This window comes from Caballeronia concitans, from assembly GCF_001544615.1.
GTDB lineage: Bacteria > Pseudomonadota > Gammaproteobacteria > Burkholderiales > Burkholderiaceae > Caballeronia > Caballeronia concitans.
On the sequence record NZ_FCNV02000009.1, the window covers coordinates 24,965 to 41,651 of the forward strand.

The following is a 16,687-nucleotide window of genomic DNA, read 5'->3' on the forward strand; positions in this document are numbered from 1 at the left end:
CCACTACGGCATATAAGCCTCAAGGCTAGAGCGGGTCGTGTGGCGAATTCCGTCACTGTCGTGATCGAATCCGACAACCTGGATGGCCGGCGCCTTCGACTGCTCATCCGCATGACGGCTTGGCGGTTTTGAGCCCGCCTTTGACGGAAAGGAATAGATAGTTTTCCCTAGCATCGTGTTGGTCGACGCGAGAGGAAAAGAACTGCCATGAAGATCGAAAAGATTCCCATGTCCGCGGTTCCGGCTCCCTTGAAACCGCATTCCGTGAAGCGCTCGGCGGATCAGGCGCTGGACCCGCTGCATCCTCATCAGCCGAACAAAGGTCTGACCGAACGAACCCTTTTTCACGAACCGTGGTGGCTAGACGCCACGACGGATAACAACTGGCAGGCGGCCGTCGTGAAGACGGGCAACGAGACCATTGCCGAGATGCCTTACTCGGTCACGACGAAGAGCCGTCTGTGGCGCGTGTCGTATCTGCCGCCGCTCACGCGAACCCTCGGCCCCGTCATTCGCCGGCAAGCCGCGGACGCAGGCGGCCCCGAGTGGGTGCATCGCCTCGAAGTCACGCGACAACTGATCGCGCAGTTACCCGACTGCGCGCACTTTCATCAGCTCGCCGACCCAAGCGCCTCCGATGCCGAAGCCGCCGCGTTCAGGCTCGCGGGCTACAACGTGTCCGTGCAGTTCACGCTCAGACTGTCGCCGGACGCGGACGAGGAATCTGCGTGGAGCAGGCTCAGATGGAACACGCGAAACCGCATTCGACGTTCGTCCGAGCGTTTCCTCATACGGGAGATCGAAAATGTCGATACCTTCGTCGACTTCTACGATGCGAATCTCGTCACGCGCCGCCTCGAGAACGAATACGGCTCCGAGGTCATGCGGCGCGTGCTGCGAGAAGTATTCGCGCGCCGTGCGGGCACGATCATCGGTTCGTTCGATCACGACGGCTCGTTGTGCGCCGCGACCGCGCTCGTCTGGGACCGCTGCAACCTCTACTACCTGCTGACGACGCGGCAAGCCACGTCGCATAGCGGTGCGGTCGCGCTGCTTGTCTGGGAGGCGATGAAGATTGCACGCGAAAGAAAGCTGGACCTCGACTTCGACGGCACGTCGACTGCGGGCATTCTTCAGTTTCTGGCGGGCTTCGGTGGACATCTGATCCACCGATACCAGTTCGAGAAGATACGGGCCGATTTCGCCATTTGCCGCGGCATCCGAAGCCGATCGCGTGAGCGCGCGAAGCGACGGAGCGAGGCGAGCAAGTCGGAGCGGTCTAGCGAAACGAACGAGTCTAATCGTTAGTTTTACGTATTAATGATTCTATCTATAGGCCGGACGATAAGGATGGCTATGCCAAGGGCAATTGACTCAAAATGACAGAGACCTTGATCGAGCGCGTACAGGAACTGATCGACCGCGCAAAGAAACTCCGCATGAAATCCGTCGCCATACCGGTGAGCGAACTCGAAGAACTCGTGCGTCGATGCGAAGTCGATCGCGCCGATCGTCTCGTGCTCGCGGCGAAGGGACGCCTCAACGCGGAGCAGGACCGCGCGCTCGAGAAGCTCGCAAAGCGCCTCTACGCGCTCTGGCGATGACGGGTGGACCAACAACGAGACTTCGTCACGCGCACGAATGCAAGGGTGCGCGATATCGCGAGTCGCTGGATCGAACGAGCACGCGGCGGCCACTGGCGTTGCGCGAGCGATATTCCGTGGGCGTGGTCGACAGATGCTTCTTGAACAGTTTCGCGAGCTGCCCGCCGCTGCCGATACCGCAGCGGCGCGCAATCTTGTCGACGGGCAGTTGCGATTCGATCAGCATCCTGCAACTCAACTCGAGTCGCGCCCGCTGCAGATAGTCCGATGGCGTCACGCCGATTTCCGCCTTGAAGCGGCGCAGGAAATTCCGCTCGCTCATGGCGGCGACTTCGGCGGCCAGTTCGATCGAGATGGGACGCTCGGCGTTGGCCTGAAGCCAGCGCGCCGACGCCATGATCTTGTCGCTGACGGGATGCGGCAATTCCGCGCCGGCGGAGAAATCGGCCTCGGTGTCGTCGGCGTCGTCGGCGTCCGGCGCAAGCGCGCGCGCGAGCCGCTCGAGCATGCCGTCGCGCGGATTGTCCCTGGGCGTCCGCAACGCAGCCCGGACTGCATGCGCGCTGTGCGACTGATCGTGCCGATGAATGCGATGAACGTTGGGCGCATCGGCATGCGGTTCGTCGTATCGCGCGGAGAGTCCGGCGGCGTCCAGAATGAGCTGGCCCTCGGAGATCGGGCACACGATCGTGCTCACCGCGTGGCGCTGGCGCACCCACGCCGACAACCGTTCGTCGCAGGCCGCGCGCTCGGCGCCCGCGCCGCCCGCGATGAACAGCAGAATCGTCGGGCTCGACGCGCGCTGCGCGGCGGTGTTCTCCGTGCAGACATGTACTGACGACGAACTGACGACCGATCCTCCCGAAGCCGACAACAGCGACACGTTATAAAGCGGCGCACCGTCCGATGGCGCTCGCGCGGATGCGTTCGCGCGCTGAAAGATTTCGATGACCGCCGCGACGCCTGGCAGCGAGAATCCGTCGAACAGGACGATTTCGACATCGACGCTTGCGATACGCAACTGCGTCGATACTTCTTTGCACCACTGACTTTGAGTTGAGTTCATATCTTTCTCCAGGCAAGGATGCATGCTTGCAATCGCGCTACGTGTTTTCGTGACGCACCGGCATGGATGGCCGACGGCTTGCGCGTGCTTCGCGCATGGCATGAACGACGCGTCCCCATGCCGAATGCGCGATTTCCAGGGTCGACACGGCCGCAACGTTTCCTTTGCTCCAGTAAGGCTTGAAACGTTCGTCGCCCACGCCGAGATCGAAATCCTGTTTGCGTTCCAGCGCCCACTTCACCCACGCTTCGACGGAGATCGCGCCGGGCATGAGCTTGGCGTGACTCGGATCGAAGCTGTTCATCACGCCCAGCATGCTGCTTTTACCCATGCCGACGAGACTCACCGCGATGGGCGCGTCGTTCATTTTGAGTACGAGGATGCGGGCACACGCGTCTTCATCGCCCTCGCCCGGCTGGTTGGCGAGCGCGACCAAAAAATCCCGGTACGCGCGCGAATAGAGCCACGTGCCCTTCTTGTTCGCACGCTCCGCCCACTCGCGCTTGCTCGCCAGCATCCAGTCGATCATCCGCGCGTTCTCTTCCGTGTCTTCCGGGCCGAGCATCGTCGCTTCGACCTTTCCCTTCTTCTCGATGCGCCGGCGCAGCGCGCCCGGCTTCCATCCCGACATCGTGCCGAGCGAAGCCGCGAAGCTCTCCCAGTTCGCTTCGCGCGACAGGCGCGCGACCGCATACGAATCGACCGTGTTTCTTATCAGCCCGTCATGCTCGACGGCGAGCTGATACAGATGACTCGCGCAGCCGAGGTAAGGAAGCACGATGAGATCGGCCGCGCACCGCTTTTGCGCCGCGAGCCAGATGGACTTCGTCAGTTGAACCGAGGCGTGATCGGGATCGGCCAGCACGGTCGTATAGTCCGCCGAATCCGGACCCAGCGGCTGCAACACGGTCCAGAGACGGTGACGCGAACGCACCAGCGGCCACACCGCGATGAGGCGTCGATCGCGGCGCACCGTGATGACCCGAAGCGATCTGCCCGCCGGCTTTGCGACCCGGTCCCACGCCAACCAACAGACGATAAAAGATTCGTGGTGCTTGCCCTGCGCGCGAACCCATAGCTCATGCCATTGCTCACGCAACGCATGAAAACTCTCAGGTGTGTTGATAACATCAATTTCTTCGAGAGGCTCGTACATTCGCAGTCCTATCTGTGAGGGTGTTATCCGTTTCATAGGACGTGAGCAAAGCGTCGTTCAACTGCGCTTGCCATTGCTTCTCGTGCTAATCGCCGCTTGTCGTCGTAGCAAACCGCTCGCGGCGCCGCCTGACGCGACGATATTGCAATGTCAAAGGGATAATGAAAGGAACACCTTTCAGCACACGCTCAAGGACGTCTCTTAAGGCCCGTCTTTCTTCACTAGCCCGCAATGTCGCGTTACATTCCGTGTGATACTGGGGAAAACGATAACGTCGCTTGCTTAATCGGGCTTCCGAGTCACCGATAACAGATCACTGCCCGAATTCGAGCGTGCATCGCGACTCATGTTGCGACCTATTCTCACTTAACCCGGAATGACTCCGGCTTCAGAACCATAGAAGTCCTGGGGAATTCAGTCGGGCAGAAAGCTTGTAATAGTGTGAAGTATGTAGCGAGATATTCGGCTTGCAGCCCCCGCCGTCGCACAAATTGCAGAGAAACCTGGCTGTCTGCAATGTGTCTGATACTGCATGCTGATAGAACCAGCGAACTGTGTGTCAGCGCACACAGTTTCCGCTTGATTAAATGCACCCCGAAAAAATTGCCATGTTCTGACAAACCCAAAGCGGTCTCCGTCAAATCTCTCTATGATACGACCGGGGATCGCGCGGCTTCCGCCACAGAGCACGGGCCCTTGGTTCGCATCCACAACTACACAACACTGTGCCGACCTAATTTTGCAGTCCGATTTGCTTGCTTGGCGTCGACCTGTTTATTATCTGAGGGCGGCATCCGCCGGGCGGTCATGCCCGATGCAACTGTCTCGTCGAAGACGGCGAACGTTGCGCACCGAAGTCCCTATTCGTTCGTGCTTAGACTCCACTCGCGAGGTTTTTCCGGGCATCGCGAGACCTGCGCCACGCCTGCCAACGGAGGTAAGGGATGCAACGTGAAATCGTCCAGAATGATGTCGAACGGCTGGATGGAAACAAGTACAACAACGAAGTCCATTACGTCGTAGTCATTTATTACGCGAACTATATTGCGAGAATCGCGAAGGTCGCATCGGCGCTGAATGAAACACAAAGCGTCAGGACGTTGCGCCTGATAATCAACAACGCTGAAATCGATGACCGCGCAGTCAAACAACATTTCGACTATCTCACCGCGCCGGTGTACGTGCTACGGCACGACAATGCCGGTCTGGAATTCGGCGCGTACCAATTAGGACTCGACGATCTGCGCCACGCCGGTGCCGATGATTTTCCCTGCCTTTTCGCCAACGACACGGTCGGCAGTCATTATCCGATCAACAAGTTTTTCATTCGAAAGTTCAGCCGCGCGGCCCAGGCTGATCTTGGTCCGAATGTCGTTATCGGCAATATAGACTCCGTGCCTCGGCGGCTCGAACTGTGCGGCGAACATACGAGCCGCTGGGTGCGCTCGAATCTGTTTCTCATGGACAAGCAAGCGTTGCAAAACCTGCATAACCAGATTTACGTGCCGGCGCTCAATGCGTGCATCAATGAAAGCCCGAACGAAGACGAATTTTTCTCCGACCACGTTGCGCCTTCGCTGCGGTCTCATATTTCGCATTGGCTGTTTTCCGGCTCGCCGGACGCCTGGTATAAATCAGAGCCGCTGTCGCCTGATAATTATCGGCGAATGGCCGCGAAAGCACGCTGCATCTTGCAAGAGCTTTTTCTCAGCATGCGTCTGGAAGGCGCTCAGGCCGCGCTCGTCCAGCCGCAGTTGAGCCGTGCGGAAAAAGCGATGGTTATCCTCGGTCTTGCGGCGGTCTAACGAAAACAACCATGTCGATGAAAAAGGTGATTGCCGCGCTGTACTCGGTTCAGTTGCTGAACTATGCCGTGCCCATCGTGACGTTGCCCTACTTGTCGCGCGTGCTCGGGCCGACGGGGTTCGGCATCGTCGGGTACGCGCAAACCGTCGCGCAGATGTTGCTGATCCTCGTGGAGTTCGGCTTCGACCTCACGAGTGCGCGCAAAGTCGCCATTCATGCGAACGAACCCGAAACGCTCAACAAAATCTATTGGACTACCGTCAGCGCAAAATCGCTGCTTGCCGTAGTTTGCTGTATCGCGCTGACCGGCATCGCCTTTCTCGGACACGGCAGCGATGCCAATCGCGTGTCGATGCTTCTCAGCATGTTCATCATCTGGGGAAGCGTGCTCACGCCTGTATGGTTTTATCAGGGCACGCAGCGAATGCCGACCCTCGCCCTTTCGATGCTGCTCGTCCGCGCGGTCATGCTGGTCCCGCTTTTCATTTTCGTCAGAACGCCGGCAGACGTGAATATCGCCGCCGCCTTGCAGTTTTCTCCGCCGTTGATTGCGGGAACGCTATTGACGATATGGCTTTTCACGGCACGACAGGTCTCATTCGGATGCAAGGTCACGGTCCGCGATATCGTCCACGACATGAAGGATGCATATCACATATTCGTGAGTTCGGCGCTGACATCGGTTTATATGTACGCGAACGTCGTGTTCCTGCGCGCCATTGCGGGCAACGCCGATGTCGGATACTACGTCGCCGCGGAAAAACTGACGACGCCGCTTCGCCAGCTTTCCTTTCCGTTGATCCAGGGTTATTTCCCGAGAGTCTGTCAGTTATACGCGAACGGGCAGGTTTCGTCGGCTGTTGAACTATTACGCCGCATCGTCACGATCTTCACTGTTTCGGGTGTAGCGCTTTTGATCGGTTTCCAGGTGTTAGGAAAGTGGTTCGTTGAACACTTTTACGGCGCCGGATTCAGCAAGACCTACGACATCTTGCAGGTAATGATATTGGTGCCCGCCATCATCGGTGTCGCCGCGACGCTGGTGCAGTTATGCATCGTGGCTTCGGGTAATCAGAGCGTGTTGAAGCGCATTTATGTCGGCGGCGCGGTCTTTCATCTTTGCCAGATGCCGTTGGCGATCTACCTCTGGGGCGGCGTAGGAGCGGCGTGGTCGGTGGCCGCAACGGAGTTCTTCATGACCGTGGTCATCTGGTTCAGGACCGCGAGGATCAACACTCACCTCCTGGCGAACGGTCAGTCCAAGAATGCGGCAGGAACGCCCTGATCATCGACACGCTCGCCAAGCCGCATCGATCCATTGATGTCAATCCGACAATTCTGATTTCGTCGTATTAGGGTTTTTACTAGGTTCCGACGCGCCTACACTGCCTCTCAACGACGAAGCAGTGCCAAACCCGCTGCAACGTTCCCCGAATCAGAATGCGGAGATTTCATCATGTTCAAGTCGATCGTTCCTGCCATCGTCATCGCGTCTGCCCTGGCTGTTCCGGCTTTCGCCCAGGCGCAAGACACTGGCGCCCTCACCCGCGCCGAGGTCAAGGCGCAACTGGCTCAACTCGAACGCGCCGGCTACAACCCGGCCGGCGATCAGACCACTTACCCGGCCAACATCCAGGCCGCGCAAGCCCGGCTGCAAGCGCAGCAAGGCGTCGCCGCGACGTCGTTCGGCGGCGCGACCGAAAGTGCATCGGCATCCGGTGGCGCGCAACGCGCAGCCGTGAACGCGGTCGACTACAGCCGCCCGTAACATCGCCCAAGCGACTTGCCGCTCGCCGGCCCGGCTTGCACGCCGGGCTTTTGGGCGTCCGGAAACGTCGCACAAAAGACCGAACTACCCGCCTTTCAGCCGGTCATATCACTGTAAGCCACGGATTTCAAAAAGATTTCGGATTTCGCTTTTTCCACCGACGAGTCCGACGGCACTACAATTTGTGTCTGCCGTGTCACACATCTCGTTCTCGCCGCCGCCATGCCCATCTCGTCGTTGCGCCTTGCTGTCGTTTCCCTCGGTCTTCTTGCTCTCGCCGCTTGCGGAGGCCGTGCCGCCACCACTCCAACCTATCAGCAGGAGCTTTTCAATTCCGGCACGAGCCCGTTCGCGCACAATTTCGACGCCACCGTGAACGCAACCTGCGAAGCCGCGCGCCGCGCGCTGCTGTCGCAAGGCTTCCTCACGACGATGGCCCAGCCCGATACCGTCGATGCCACCAAGAACTTCCAGCCGACCGCCGACACGCACGTCGTCGTGTCGTTCCACGTCGTCTGCACGCCGGGCGAGAACACGGCGAATCAGAGCATCGCTTATGTGAATGCCGTGCAGGACGGCTATACGCTGAAGAAAAGCGATACGTCGGCGAGCGTCGGCCTGAGCGTGCTCGGCTCGCTTTCGCTGCCGATCCGCTCGAACAGCGACGCGATGGTCAAGATTTCGAGCGAAACCGTCCCGGCCGGCAAGTTCTATGACCGCTTCTTCAATCTGATGGGCCACTATCTGCGGACGGTGCCGCGCAGTTCGCCCGTTGCCGCCGATGAAATCGACAGCAAGCCGCTCGCGCCGTCGCTGATCGTGACGTCGCCCGAACTGACGCCGACGCCGATCGTCGTGGAGGCGCCCGCCGCCGCCGCGACCGCCATTCAGGCGCCGGAAGCCGCAGCCGAGACGAAGCGGCAGGCGCAGGCCGCGGCGGCATCGGACCCGGTGGCGGCATCGGCGGCGGAGCCGGCATCGGCCGTCGTGCACTAAAAATCGAGCAAGCACAAACGACAACGGGCCCCGGCAAAAACCGGAGCCCGTTCGGACCTGCTTCGAAGCGGTCCGTTCGACCGTTCGATTATTTCCCGCCGTTCTGCGCGCTCAGCGTGAGCTTGTTCGAAACCGACTTCACGCCCGACACGCCCTTCGCCACTTCTTCCGCCTGCGCGATTTGCGCGCCTTCCGGCACCGTGCCGGTCAGCGTGACCGCGCCGCCACGCGCACGGACGAAGACATTCGACACGTCGAAGCCTTGCGCCTTCGACAGCGCGCGGCGCACCGCGTAACCGAGCGAGCGATCGCTCTTCTTGGTCGCCGATTTCTCCGCCTTGGTCGGCGCAGCGGATTCGGTGCTGGTGGTGGCCGCCGCATCGCTCGACTGGGCATAGGCGCTCGACGCCACCGTCACGCAGACCACGACGCCCAGAGCCTTCAACAGATCGACTGCTTTCATGGTTTCTCCTTTTGTTTCGCTTGTTGACTTCGCACAGTGCTACTTCGCTCGTTTGCACATCAAACCGGACCGCATCGCGCGATCGTGGCCGCGCGAATCGTCGATGAGAACGACTGACGATTGCGCGGCGAAGAAGCCCGCGATGCTGTGATGCAATGCTGCGAGAGGCTGGCGAACGAAACAAACCCGGCCGATCGATCGGGCTCGATGGCCCTCGGCTCGTCTATGGAATCCTGCCGCACGGCGCGCTCGATGCGCACTGTCGCGCCAGGTGGCGCGGCCCTGAAAGCCCAAATATCGGGCCGCGGATAGAAATTTTCTTATCGTACGGCGGCGAACGTCAATTTAGCCCAGCGCGGCCATTAGCGCAAAGCATTTAACGACGCGCGCGCCGTTGCTGCGACGGCTCGCAACAGTGCGATGAACGCGTCCACACGCGTGTAACACTCATCGGCTGAGGCCGCGCCGCCGCGATCGACAGACCGCCCGCGCCGCGCCTTCGGTTAAGCTCTCGGGCAGGAATCCGACTCGACGCATCGACATGACCCAGCCTGAAGCGGATACCGAATCCGCACAATCCGACGCGAAGTCCAAATCGCGGCGCCGTCCGCAACCGAAGATCGTCGCGCGCTTCGTGGCGATTTCCTGGCGCGATTTCGCGATGACTTTCGGCCCGATCGTTCTCGTGGCCATCGTCGCGCTGTATTTCGCCGTGCGCCTGATCCAGCCGGCGCCGCCGAACTCGCTGACCATCGCCGCCGGTCCGAAGGGCAGCTCGTTCTGGAACAGCGCGCAGAAGTACAGGAAGATCCTCGCGCGCAACCGCGTGACGCTCAACGTGATCGAAACGCAGGGTTCCTTCGACAACCTCACGCGCCTCTCGGATCCGAAATCCGGCGTCGATGTCGGCTTCGTGCAGGGCGGCATGACCAAGCCCGGCGCGACGCCCGACAATCTCGAATCGCTCGGCAGCGTGGCGTACGTGCCGCTCGCGGTGTTCTATCGCGGCGCGCCCGTATCGCGATTGTCGGAACTCAAAGGCAGGCGGCTCGCGATCGGCGCGGAAGGTAGCGGCACGCGCGCGCTCGCGCTGACGCTTTTGAAGGCGAATCACATCGAGCCTGGCGGCGACACGCCGCTTCTGCCGCTCGCCGGCGACGCCGCCGCGAAGGCGCTTGAAGACGGCCAGGTCGACGCGGTTTTCCTCACCGGCGATTCCGCGCAGCCGCCGACGATGGCCAAGCTCGTGCGCACGCCCGGCATCCGCTTCATGGATTTCGCCCAGGCCGATGCCTATGCGCGCCGCTTTCCGTATCTGACGGAAATCGAACTGCCGATGGGCGCGTTCGATCTCGCCACGAACCTGCCGCCGCGCCCGGTGCACATGATCGCGCCGACCGCCGAGCTGATCGCGCGCGACAGCCTGCATCCCGCGCTGTCGGATCTGCTCGTCGAGGCCGCGCGCGAAGTCCACAGCCGCGCGAACCTGCTGCAGCGGGCGAACGAATTTCCCGCGCCGCTGGCCCACGAATTCCGGATCAGCGACAACGCCGAGCGTTATTACAAGTCGGGCAAGAGTTTCCTGTACCGCACGCTGCCGTTCTGGCTCGCGAGTCTCGCGGATCGCGTGCTCGTCGTGCTGGTGCCGCTGATCGTCGTGCTCATTCCCGGCTTGCGGCTCGTGCCGGGGCTGTATCGCTGGCGCGTGAAGTCGCGCATCTATCGCTGGTATGGCGCGCTGATTGCGATCGAACGGGAAACGATCAGCGGCCCGGACACCGCGCAGCGCGATGCCCTGCTCGACCGCATCGACGGGATCGAATCCGCGGTGAATCGCATGAAGATGCCGCTCGCGTTCGCGGATCAGTTCTACGTGCTGCGCGAGCATATCGGCTTCGTGCGCGAGCGGCTGGCGAATGCCGCCGTCGCTCCGGGCGATACCGATGCCGACGCCACGCGCCGCCGGGCGGCTGCATCGGCGCAAGCGTCGTCGCGTGCAGACACGGAGCAAGGCAGCACGTAATATCTAAAGGTTCGATCGTGGAAAGCGATCGAGAGGACACGCGGCGCTTTTTGGCCACGAAGAATGCAGGACACGACGCCCGCGCCTGATGAAGACCGGCAAAAGCTCGCGACACCCGCACCATCCAGCGACGAGCGACGAGGCCACGCCAGGCGCCAAAAGCAAGGAGAAACGACATGAGTGCCCCGCATTCGACCGCTGGCGGTCGACCGTACTTTTTCTTCGATTTCATCTCGCCGTTCTCCTACCTGCTCCTCGAGCAGCATGAGAAGTGGCCCGACATTCCGTTCGAATTCGTGCCGGTGCAATTGCTGAAGCTGCTCGACCGCTGGAAGCAGCCGCACGCCGCGACAATTCCCTCGAAGCGCGTCTTCACGTATCGCCACGCGCTCTTTCGCGCCGAACAGCTCGGCATTCCGTTTCGCATGCCGCCCGCGCATCCGTTCGATCCGGTGAAGGCGCTGCGCCTCGCCGTGCTCGCGGATGGCAATATCACGTGCGTGCGCGACATCTTTCGCTTCATCTGGCGCGAAGGGCGCGATCCGTCGACGCCCGAAGGCTTTCGCGCGCTGTGCGAGCGCGTCGGCATGCCGGAGGCGGAATCGCGCATCGACGATGAAGACCTGAAGGCGAAGCTGCGCGACAACAACGACCGCGCCGTGCAGATGGGCGTGTTCGGCGTGCCGACGTTTATCGTCAACGATCAGATTTTCTGGGGCGAAGACACGCTGCCGATGGTGCTGTACGTGGCGCGCTCGCCGAACTGGCTCGAAGCCGCCGAGGTGAAGCGCATCAGCAATCTGCCGATGGCGCCGAGGGAAACGGACTTCGGCAACGCGGCGGAAATCGGCGCCTGAGCGCACGGGGCGGGCACGCGGCGCGATCGTGGCGCAACCGTGGCGCAATCGCCGATGCCGCGCATAGGGCTTGCGCTATGGCGTCAATAATCGGAACGCGGTTAACTTCGGGTGCGGCGTGGCGCGCGTGAAGAAGCGGCGCGCCGCCGCGCCCTTCGTTTTTTCGTCCCAGGCCCATGAACGATCCCGCCGATTCCCTCGACATCTGGCTCATTCGCGTGTTGCGCACGCTGCTTCTGGAGCGCAGCGTCACGCAGACCGCGCAGCGGCTGAACCAGACGCAGCCGGCAATCAGCACCGCGCTGCGCCGCCTGCGCGAAATCCTGGGCGACCCCATTCTCGTGCGCGGCAAGCAAGGCATGGTGCCGACCGAATACGGCGAGACGCTGCTCGCGCCGGCGCAGCGCGCGTTGCGCGAGGTGGAGTTCGTCGCCACGCCGCACGGCGATTTCGACGCCGCCAGTTCCCGCCGCACCTTTCGCGTCGCCGCGCCCGATTATCTGAACGATTTCTTCATGCCGACGCTCGTCGCCGCTTTCCGCGATGCCGCGCCGAACGCGCGGCTGGAGATCGAATCGCTGAATCCGATGCGCGATCACGAACGCGCGCTCGACGAAGGCGAGATCGATCTGATGTTCGCGAACTGGACGAAGCCCGAGCCGCGCTTCGAGCGCCACGACCTGTTCACCGATGTCTTCGTGTGCCTGATGCGCGCGAATCATCCGCTCGCGCGCGAGCCGCTGACCGTCGAGCGTTATGCGCGCGCCGCGCATCTCGCGCCGACGCCGTATAGCGGCGCGAAGCGGCATCCGATCGATATCGGTCTTGCTCGGGCGGGCGTGCGGCGTCGCATCGTCACGACGATTCCGTACTTCGGGCTGGTGCCGCAAGTGTTGTTGCAGTCGGATCTGATCTTCACCGCGCCGCGCCGCTTCGCGCAGCATTACGCGGCGATGCTGCCGCTCGCGGTGCTCGAATCGCCGGTGCCGTTTCCGCGCATCAAGTGCTATCAGCTTTCGCTGCCGCAGCCGGACGAATCCACGGATGTCGCGTGGTTGCGCGCGTTGATCGCGAGCGTGTCGGATTCGCTGACACGCAGAAAAGCCGCCGCCGCCGAGGAGTTGGCGGGCGCGATGTCGAAATAGCGCGTCGGGCTTCGGATATGGACGCACTCGACCGGTTGATCCAGCTCGCGCATCTTTCCGGCGCGCTCGACTTGCGCTGCCTGCTCGCCGGCCCGCTGGAACTCGATCACGCGAAAGCGCCGGCGGGCGAAGCGATCTATCACGTCGTTCTGGACGGCACATGCGAGGTCGTGCGCCACGGGCATCCGCCGATCGCGTTGAACGCGGGCGATATCCTCTTTCTGCCTCGCGGCGATGCGCATGTGCTTTCCATCGCGGCGGGCGCGGCATCGAAAGCCGACGCGATGCACGCGCGCGACAACGGCGCGGTCATTGTGCAAAGCAACTGCGGCGAGGAAGCGCCCGCGCTGGACCTGCTATGCGGCCGGTTTCTTCACGCGCCGCGCGCGTTGCTGATCGATGTGTTGCCTGATGTCGTGCACGTATCGTTCACGCGCGCGTCCGCGCCTTATCTCCCGCCGCTCGTCGCCGCCATGCGACGCGAAGCGGAGGAAGCGCAGCTTGGCGCGCCGTCGATCGTCGCGGCGTTATCGACCGCGCTTTTCACGATGCTCTTGCGCGCGTGGCTCGCCGAGCAGCCGACGCTCGCGGGCGTGCTCGGCTTGCTCGCGAACCGGCGGCTCGGCGCTGCGGTGATCGCGATGCTCGAGCGCCCCGCCGAACCGTGGACGCTCGAACTGCTCGCGAAGGAAGCCGCGATGTCGCGCGCCACGTTCATGCGCGCGTTCTCGGCGCATTCGGACAGTTCGCCCGCCGCGCTGCTGAGCCACGTGCGGATGCAACTCGCCGGCACGATGCTCACGCATACGACGAAGAGCATCGCGGATATCGCGGCGGAAGTCGGGTATCAGTCGGAAGCCGCTTTTTCGAAGCGGTTCAAGGAGATTCACGGCGTCGCGCCCGGCGGGTTCCGGGCGCGCAATGGGATCGCTTGAAGGAGGCGTTCACGCCGTAACGAACGCCCTCGCCGAAGAGAATCGCGCCGTGGTTTCCCGCACGCGCAACAGTTCCGCCGCCACGGCCAGCGCGATGGAAGGCGGCGCCTTATCGACGATTCCTTCGACGCCGATCGGACACGTCATCTCGCGCAAACGCTCCGCCGCCAGTCCACGTTCGACTAATCTGCGCTCGAACTTCACGCGCTTCGTCGCCGATCCGATCAGCCCGAAATACGCGAAGTCGTCGCGCCGCATGATCCGCTGCGTGAGCGCGAAGTCGAGCGAATGATCGTGCGTCATCACGATGAAATACGCCCCGGCGGGCGCTTCGTCGACGATGACGTCCGGCGTGTCCGTCGCTTCGATCTGCACGTTGGCGGGGACTTCGTCGGGGAACAGTTCGTCGCGCGCATCGACCCACTGGACGACGCACGGCAGCATCCCGAGCACCTTCGCGAGCGCGTGGCCGACATGGCCCGCGCCGAACAACACGACGTGCATCATGACCGCGCGCTCCTCACCGCGTTGACGGCGCGCAGAATTTCCTCGGCCGTCGCCGGCGCGTTCAGCGGCGGATTCACCTTGTGATCGCCGACCGCCGAGACCGCATCGCGGATCGCGAAGAACACCGAGAACGGCAGCAGGAGCGGCGGCTCGCCGACTGCCTTCGAGCGATGAATGCTGTCCTCCGCGTTGCGGTTCTTGAAAAGCGACACGCGGAAATCCGCGGGCATGTCGTTCACGGTCGGAATCTTGTACGTCGATGGCGCGTGCGTCATCAGCTTGCCGTTATCGTTCCACCAGAGCTCTTCGGTCGTGAGCCAGCCCATGCCCTGCACGAACGCGCCTTCCACCTGCCCGATGTCGAGCGCCGGATTCAGCGATGCGCCCACGTCATGCAACGCGTCCGCGCGCAGCACGCGCATTTCGCCGGTGAGCGTGTCGATGACCACTTCGGACACTGCCGCGCCGTACGAGTAGTAGTAGAACGGGCGGCCCTGCATCGACGCCTGATCCCAGTAGAGCTTGGGCGTCGCGTAGAAGCCGTCGGACCACAACTGCACGCGCGCGAGATACGCCTTCGCGACGACTTCGCCGAACGGAATCGCGTCATCGCCGACGATCACGCGGTCGTTCGCAAAGCGCACGTCCGCCGCCGTCACCGCGCCCGCGCCGAACTTCTCCGCCGCGAACGATGCGAGCCGCTCGCGCAACTGGCGCGCGGCGTCCTGCGCGGCCTTGCCGTTGAGGTCCGTTCCCGTCGATGCCGCCGTCGCCGACGTATTCGCCACCTTGCTCGTATCGGTCGCAGTCACGCGCACGCGCCCGAAGTCGATGCCAAGCTCGTGCGCCACCACTTGCGCGACCTTCGTGTTCAAGCCCTGCCCCATCTCCGTGCCGCCGTGGTTCACGAGGATCGAGCCATCGGTATAGATATGCACCAGCGCGCCGGCCTGATTGAAGTGCGTGACGTTGAACGCAATGCCGAACTTGACCGGCGTGAGCGCGAGGCCCTTCTTCAGAATCTCGTTGTTCGCGTTGAACTCGCGAACGGCTTCGCGGCGGCGGCAATAGTCGCTCGTCGCGGCCAGCTCGCCGATCAGCTCGTGCAGCACGTTGTCTTCGACCGTCTGCCCATACGGCGTGCGGTTGTTCTCCGTCTTGCCGTAGAGGTTGGCGAGGCGCACATCGAGCGAATCGCGGCCCACGGATCGCGCGATGTTGTCCATGATGTACTCGATGCCGAACGCGCCCTGCGGCCCGCCGAAGCCGCGAAACGCGGTGTTCGACTGCGTGTTGGTCTTGCCGCAATAGCCTTCGATCGCCACGTCGGACAGCCAGTACGCGTTGTCGAAGTGACAGACGGCGCGCGTCATCACAGGTCCCGACAGATCGGCGGAGAAGCCGCAGCGCGACGTCATGTCCACGGCGACGCCTTCGATCACGCCGTCATCGTCGTAGCCCACTTCGAAGTCGTACACGAAGTCGTGGCGCTTGCCGGTGATCATCATGTCGTCGTCGCGATCGGGGCGCAGCTTCACCGGACACAAGAGCTTCCACGCCGCCAGCGACGCGCAGCACGCGAACATCCCCGATTGCGATTCCTTGCCGCCGAAGCCGCCGCCCATGCGCCGGCATTCGACGAGCACGTTATGCGAATGCACGCCGAGCACGTGCGCGACGAGATGCTGCATCTCGGTCGGATGCTGCGTCGAGCAGTACACGTGCATGCCGTCGTCGTCCTTCGGCACGGCGTACGCGATCTGGCCTTCGAGATAGAACTGCTCCTGGCCGCCGAGCTTCATCGCGCCGCGTTCATGATGCGCGGCCTTCGACATGCGGGCCGCCGCGTCGCCGCGCGAGAGCTTCAGCGGATTGAGCACATACGATTGCGCGCGCCGCGCGTCCTCGGCGGTGAGCACGGCGGGCAAGTCTTCGAACGCGATATCCGCGCGGCGCGCCGCGAGCCGCGCCGTATCGTGCGATGTCGCGACGACGATGAACATCGGCTGGCCGACGTACTGCACGACGCCGGGCGCGAGAATCGGATCGTCGTGGATGATCGGGCCGCAGTCGTTGACGCCGGGAATGTCATCGGCGGTGAAGACGGCGACGACGCCGGGCGTCGCACGCACGGCATCGAGATTCATCGAGACGATCTTCGCGTGCGCTTTCGGGCTGAGGCCGAGCGCGGCGTGCAGCGTGCCCGCGACGAGCGGGATGTCGTCCGTATAGCTCGCGCGCCCGCTCACATGCAGATGCGCCGATTCATGCGGACGCGAAACGTGGACCTGCTTGAAATCGTCGGCGGCTTCGGCGGCGGATTGCGCTTCGGCGAGAAAGGCTTCGGCTTGCTGATTCATT

Annotated in this window: 15 protein-coding genes; 10 read left to right on the plus strand and 5 right to left on the minus strand. The window is 62.6% G+C overall.

The features are described 5' to 3' along the window. Positions 1-207 precede the first annotated feature (207 nt). Both AWB72_RS19345 and AWB72_RS28945 read left to right on the plus strand, forming a co-directional pair. Entirely contained in the window at positions 208-1,308 is a 1,101-nt protein-coding gene (locus tag AWB72_RS19345; protein ID WP_087128477.1) for a GNAT family N-acetyltransferase, read from the plus strand. Positions 1,309-1,439: 131 nt separating this feature from the next. Continuing rightward, positions 1,440-1,604: a hypothetical protein gene (locus tag AWB72_RS28945; protein ID WP_159459384.1), complete on the plus strand. Its 165-nt coding sequence runs from the start codon at positions 1,440-1,442 to the stop codon at positions 1,602-1,604. A gap of 25 nt (positions 1,605-1,629) precedes the next feature. On the opposite strand, the gene AWB72_RS19355 is transcribed toward AWB72_RS28945, so the two are convergent. Together AWB72_RS19355 and AWB72_RS19360 are read right to left on the minus strand one after the other, a co-directional pair. Then, complete coding sequence (locus AWB72_RS19355) at positions 1,630-2,670, minus strand: helix-turn-helix domain-containing protein (RefSeq protein ID WP_159459385.1); 1,041 nt, start codon at positions 2,668-2,670, stop codon at positions 1,630-1,632. A gap of 37 nt (positions 2,671-2,707) precedes the next feature. Further along, complete coding sequence (locus AWB72_RS19360; protein ID WP_159459386.1) at positions 2,708-3,643, minus strand: GNAT family N-acetyltransferase; 936 nt, start codon at positions 3,641-3,643, stop codon at positions 2,708-2,710. Between the two features lie 1,127 nt (positions 3,644-4,770). Here AWB72_RS19360 and AWB72_RS19365 point away from each other — a divergent pair. The 4 genes from AWB72_RS19365 to AWB72_RS19380 all read left to right on the plus strand — a co-directional run bounded on the left by AWB72_RS19365 (position 4,771) and on the right by AWB72_RS19380 (position 8,396). Further along, complete coding sequence (locus tag AWB72_RS19365) at positions 4,771-5,631, plus strand: hypothetical protein (protein WP_087128483.1); 861 nt, start codon at positions 4,771-4,773, stop codon at positions 5,629-5,631. A gap of 26 nt (positions 5,632-5,657) precedes the next feature. Further along, the gene (locus AWB72_RS19370; RefSeq protein ID WP_159459387.1) at positions 5,658-6,917 is read left to right on the plus strand and encodes a flippase; all 1,260 of its coding nucleotides are present in this window, start codon (positions 5,658-5,660) and stop codon (positions 6,915-6,917) included. Between the two features lie 171 nt (positions 6,918-7,088). Then, complete coding sequence (locus tag AWB72_RS19375; protein WP_087128486.1) at positions 7,089-7,400, plus strand: DUF4148 domain-containing protein; 312 nt, start codon at positions 7,089-7,091, stop codon at positions 7,398-7,400. 222 nt (positions 7,401-7,622) lie between these two features. Next, on the plus strand, positions 7,623-8,396 hold the full coding sequence (locus tag AWB72_RS19380; RefSeq protein ID WP_087128488.1) for a DUF2242 domain-containing protein: 774 nt from the start codon (positions 7,623-7,625) through the stop codon (positions 8,394-8,396). An 88-nt stretch (positions 8,397-8,484) separates the two neighbouring features. Here the strand turns inward: AWB72_RS19380 and AWB72_RS19385 are convergent, their stop codons facing one another. After that, positions 8,485-8,859: a BON domain-containing protein gene (locus AWB72_RS19385; protein WP_087128489.1), complete on the minus strand. Its 375-nt coding sequence runs from the start codon at positions 8,857-8,859 to the stop codon at positions 8,485-8,487. Positions 8,860-9,400: 541 nt separating this feature from the next. Between AWB72_RS19385 and AWB72_RS19390 the strand changes: the two genes are divergently transcribed. From AWB72_RS19390 to AWB72_RS19405, 4 genes are all read left to right on the plus strand, one after another. Further along, a complete protein-coding gene (locus AWB72_RS19390; protein ID WP_087128491.1) occupies positions 9,401-10,882 on the plus strand; it encodes a TAXI family TRAP transporter solute-binding subunit in 1,482 nt (493 codons plus the stop codon). A gap of 176 nt (positions 10,883-11,058) precedes the next feature. Continuing rightward, on the plus strand, positions 11,059-11,739 hold the full coding sequence (locus AWB72_RS19395) for a 2-hydroxychromene-2-carboxylate isomerase (RefSeq protein WP_040051091.1): 681 nt from the start codon (positions 11,059-11,061) through the stop codon (positions 11,737-11,739). 176 nt (positions 11,740-11,915) lie between these two features. Continuing rightward, a complete protein-coding gene (locus AWB72_RS19400; protein ID WP_087128492.1) occupies positions 11,916-12,884 on the plus strand; it encodes a LysR family transcriptional regulator in 969 nt (322 codons plus the stop codon). A gap of 17 nt (positions 12,885-12,901) precedes the next feature. After that, positions 12,902-13,819: an AraC family transcriptional regulator gene (locus AWB72_RS19405; protein ID WP_087128494.1), complete on the plus strand. Its 918-nt coding sequence runs from the start codon at positions 12,902-12,904 to the stop codon at positions 13,817-13,819. Between the two features lie 9 nt (positions 13,820-13,828). Here the strand turns inward: AWB72_RS19405 and xdhC are convergent, their stop codons facing one another. After that, a complete protein-coding gene (gene xdhC / locus AWB72_RS19410) occupies positions 13,829-14,326 on the minus strand; it encodes a xanthine dehydrogenase accessory protein XdhC (RefSeq protein ID WP_087128495.1) in 498 nt (165 codons plus the stop codon). Further along, the gene (gene xdhB, locus AWB72_RS19415; protein ID WP_087128497.1) at positions 14,323-16,686 is read right to left on the minus strand and encodes a xanthine dehydrogenase molybdopterin binding subunit; all 2,364 of its coding nucleotides are present in this window, start codon (positions 16,684-16,686) and stop codon (positions 14,323-14,325) included. Before xdhB ends, xdhC begins: the two co-directional genes overlap by 4 nt. Between the last annotated feature and the right edge of the window lies 1 nt (position 16,687).

Excerpts from the sequence above, each read along its gene's own strand:
- AWB72_RS19345 (WP_087128477.1), top strand. The coding sequence starts at position 208 with ATGAAGATCGAAAAGATTCCCATGTCCGCGGTTCCGGCTCCCTTGAAA.
- AWB72_RS28945 (WP_159459384.1), top strand. The coding sequence starts at position 1,440 with ATGAAATCCGTCGCCATACCGGTGAGCGAACTCGAAGAACTCGTGCGT.
- AWB72_RS19355 (WP_159459385.1), bottom strand. The coding sequence starts at position 2,670 with ATGAACTCAACTCAAAGTCAGTGGTGCAAAGAAGTATCGACGCAGTTG.
- AWB72_RS19365 (WP_087128483.1), top strand. The coding sequence starts at position 4,771 with ATGCAACGTGAAATCGTCCAGAATGATGTCGAACGGCTGGATGGAAAC.
- AWB72_RS19375 (WP_087128486.1), top strand. The coding sequence starts at position 7,089 with ATGTTCAAGTCGATCGTTCCTGCCATCGTCATCGCGTCTGCCCTGGCT.
- AWB72_RS19380 (WP_087128488.1), top strand. The coding sequence starts at position 7,623 with ATGCCCATCTCGTCGTTGCGCCTTGCTGTCGTTTCCCTCGGTCTTCTT.
- AWB72_RS19385 (WP_087128489.1), bottom strand. The coding sequence starts at position 8,859 with ATGAAAGCAGTCGATCTGTTGAAGGCTCTGGGCGTCGTGGTCTGCGTG.
- AWB72_RS19390 (WP_087128491.1), top strand. The coding sequence starts at position 9,401 with ATGACCCAGCCTGAAGCGGATACCGAATCCGCACAATCCGACGCGAAG.
- AWB72_RS19395 (WP_040051091.1), top strand. The coding sequence starts at position 11,059 with ATGAGTGCCCCGCATTCGACCGCTGGCGGTCGACCGTACTTTTTCTTC.
- AWB72_RS19400 (WP_087128492.1), top strand. The coding sequence starts at position 11,916 with ATGAACGATCCCGCCGATTCCCTCGACATCTGGCTCATTCGCGTGTTG.
- AWB72_RS19405 (WP_087128494.1), top strand. The coding sequence starts at position 12,902 with ATGGACGCACTCGACCGGTTGATCCAGCTCGCGCATCTTTCCGGCGCG.
- xdhC (WP_087128495.1), bottom strand. The coding sequence starts at position 14,326 with ATGATGCACGTCGTGTTGTTCGGCGCGGGCCATGTCGGCCACGCGCTC.
- xdhB (WP_087128497.1), bottom strand. The coding sequence starts at position 16,686 with ATGAATCAGCAAGCCGAAGCCTTTCTCGCCGAAGCGCAATCCGCCGCC.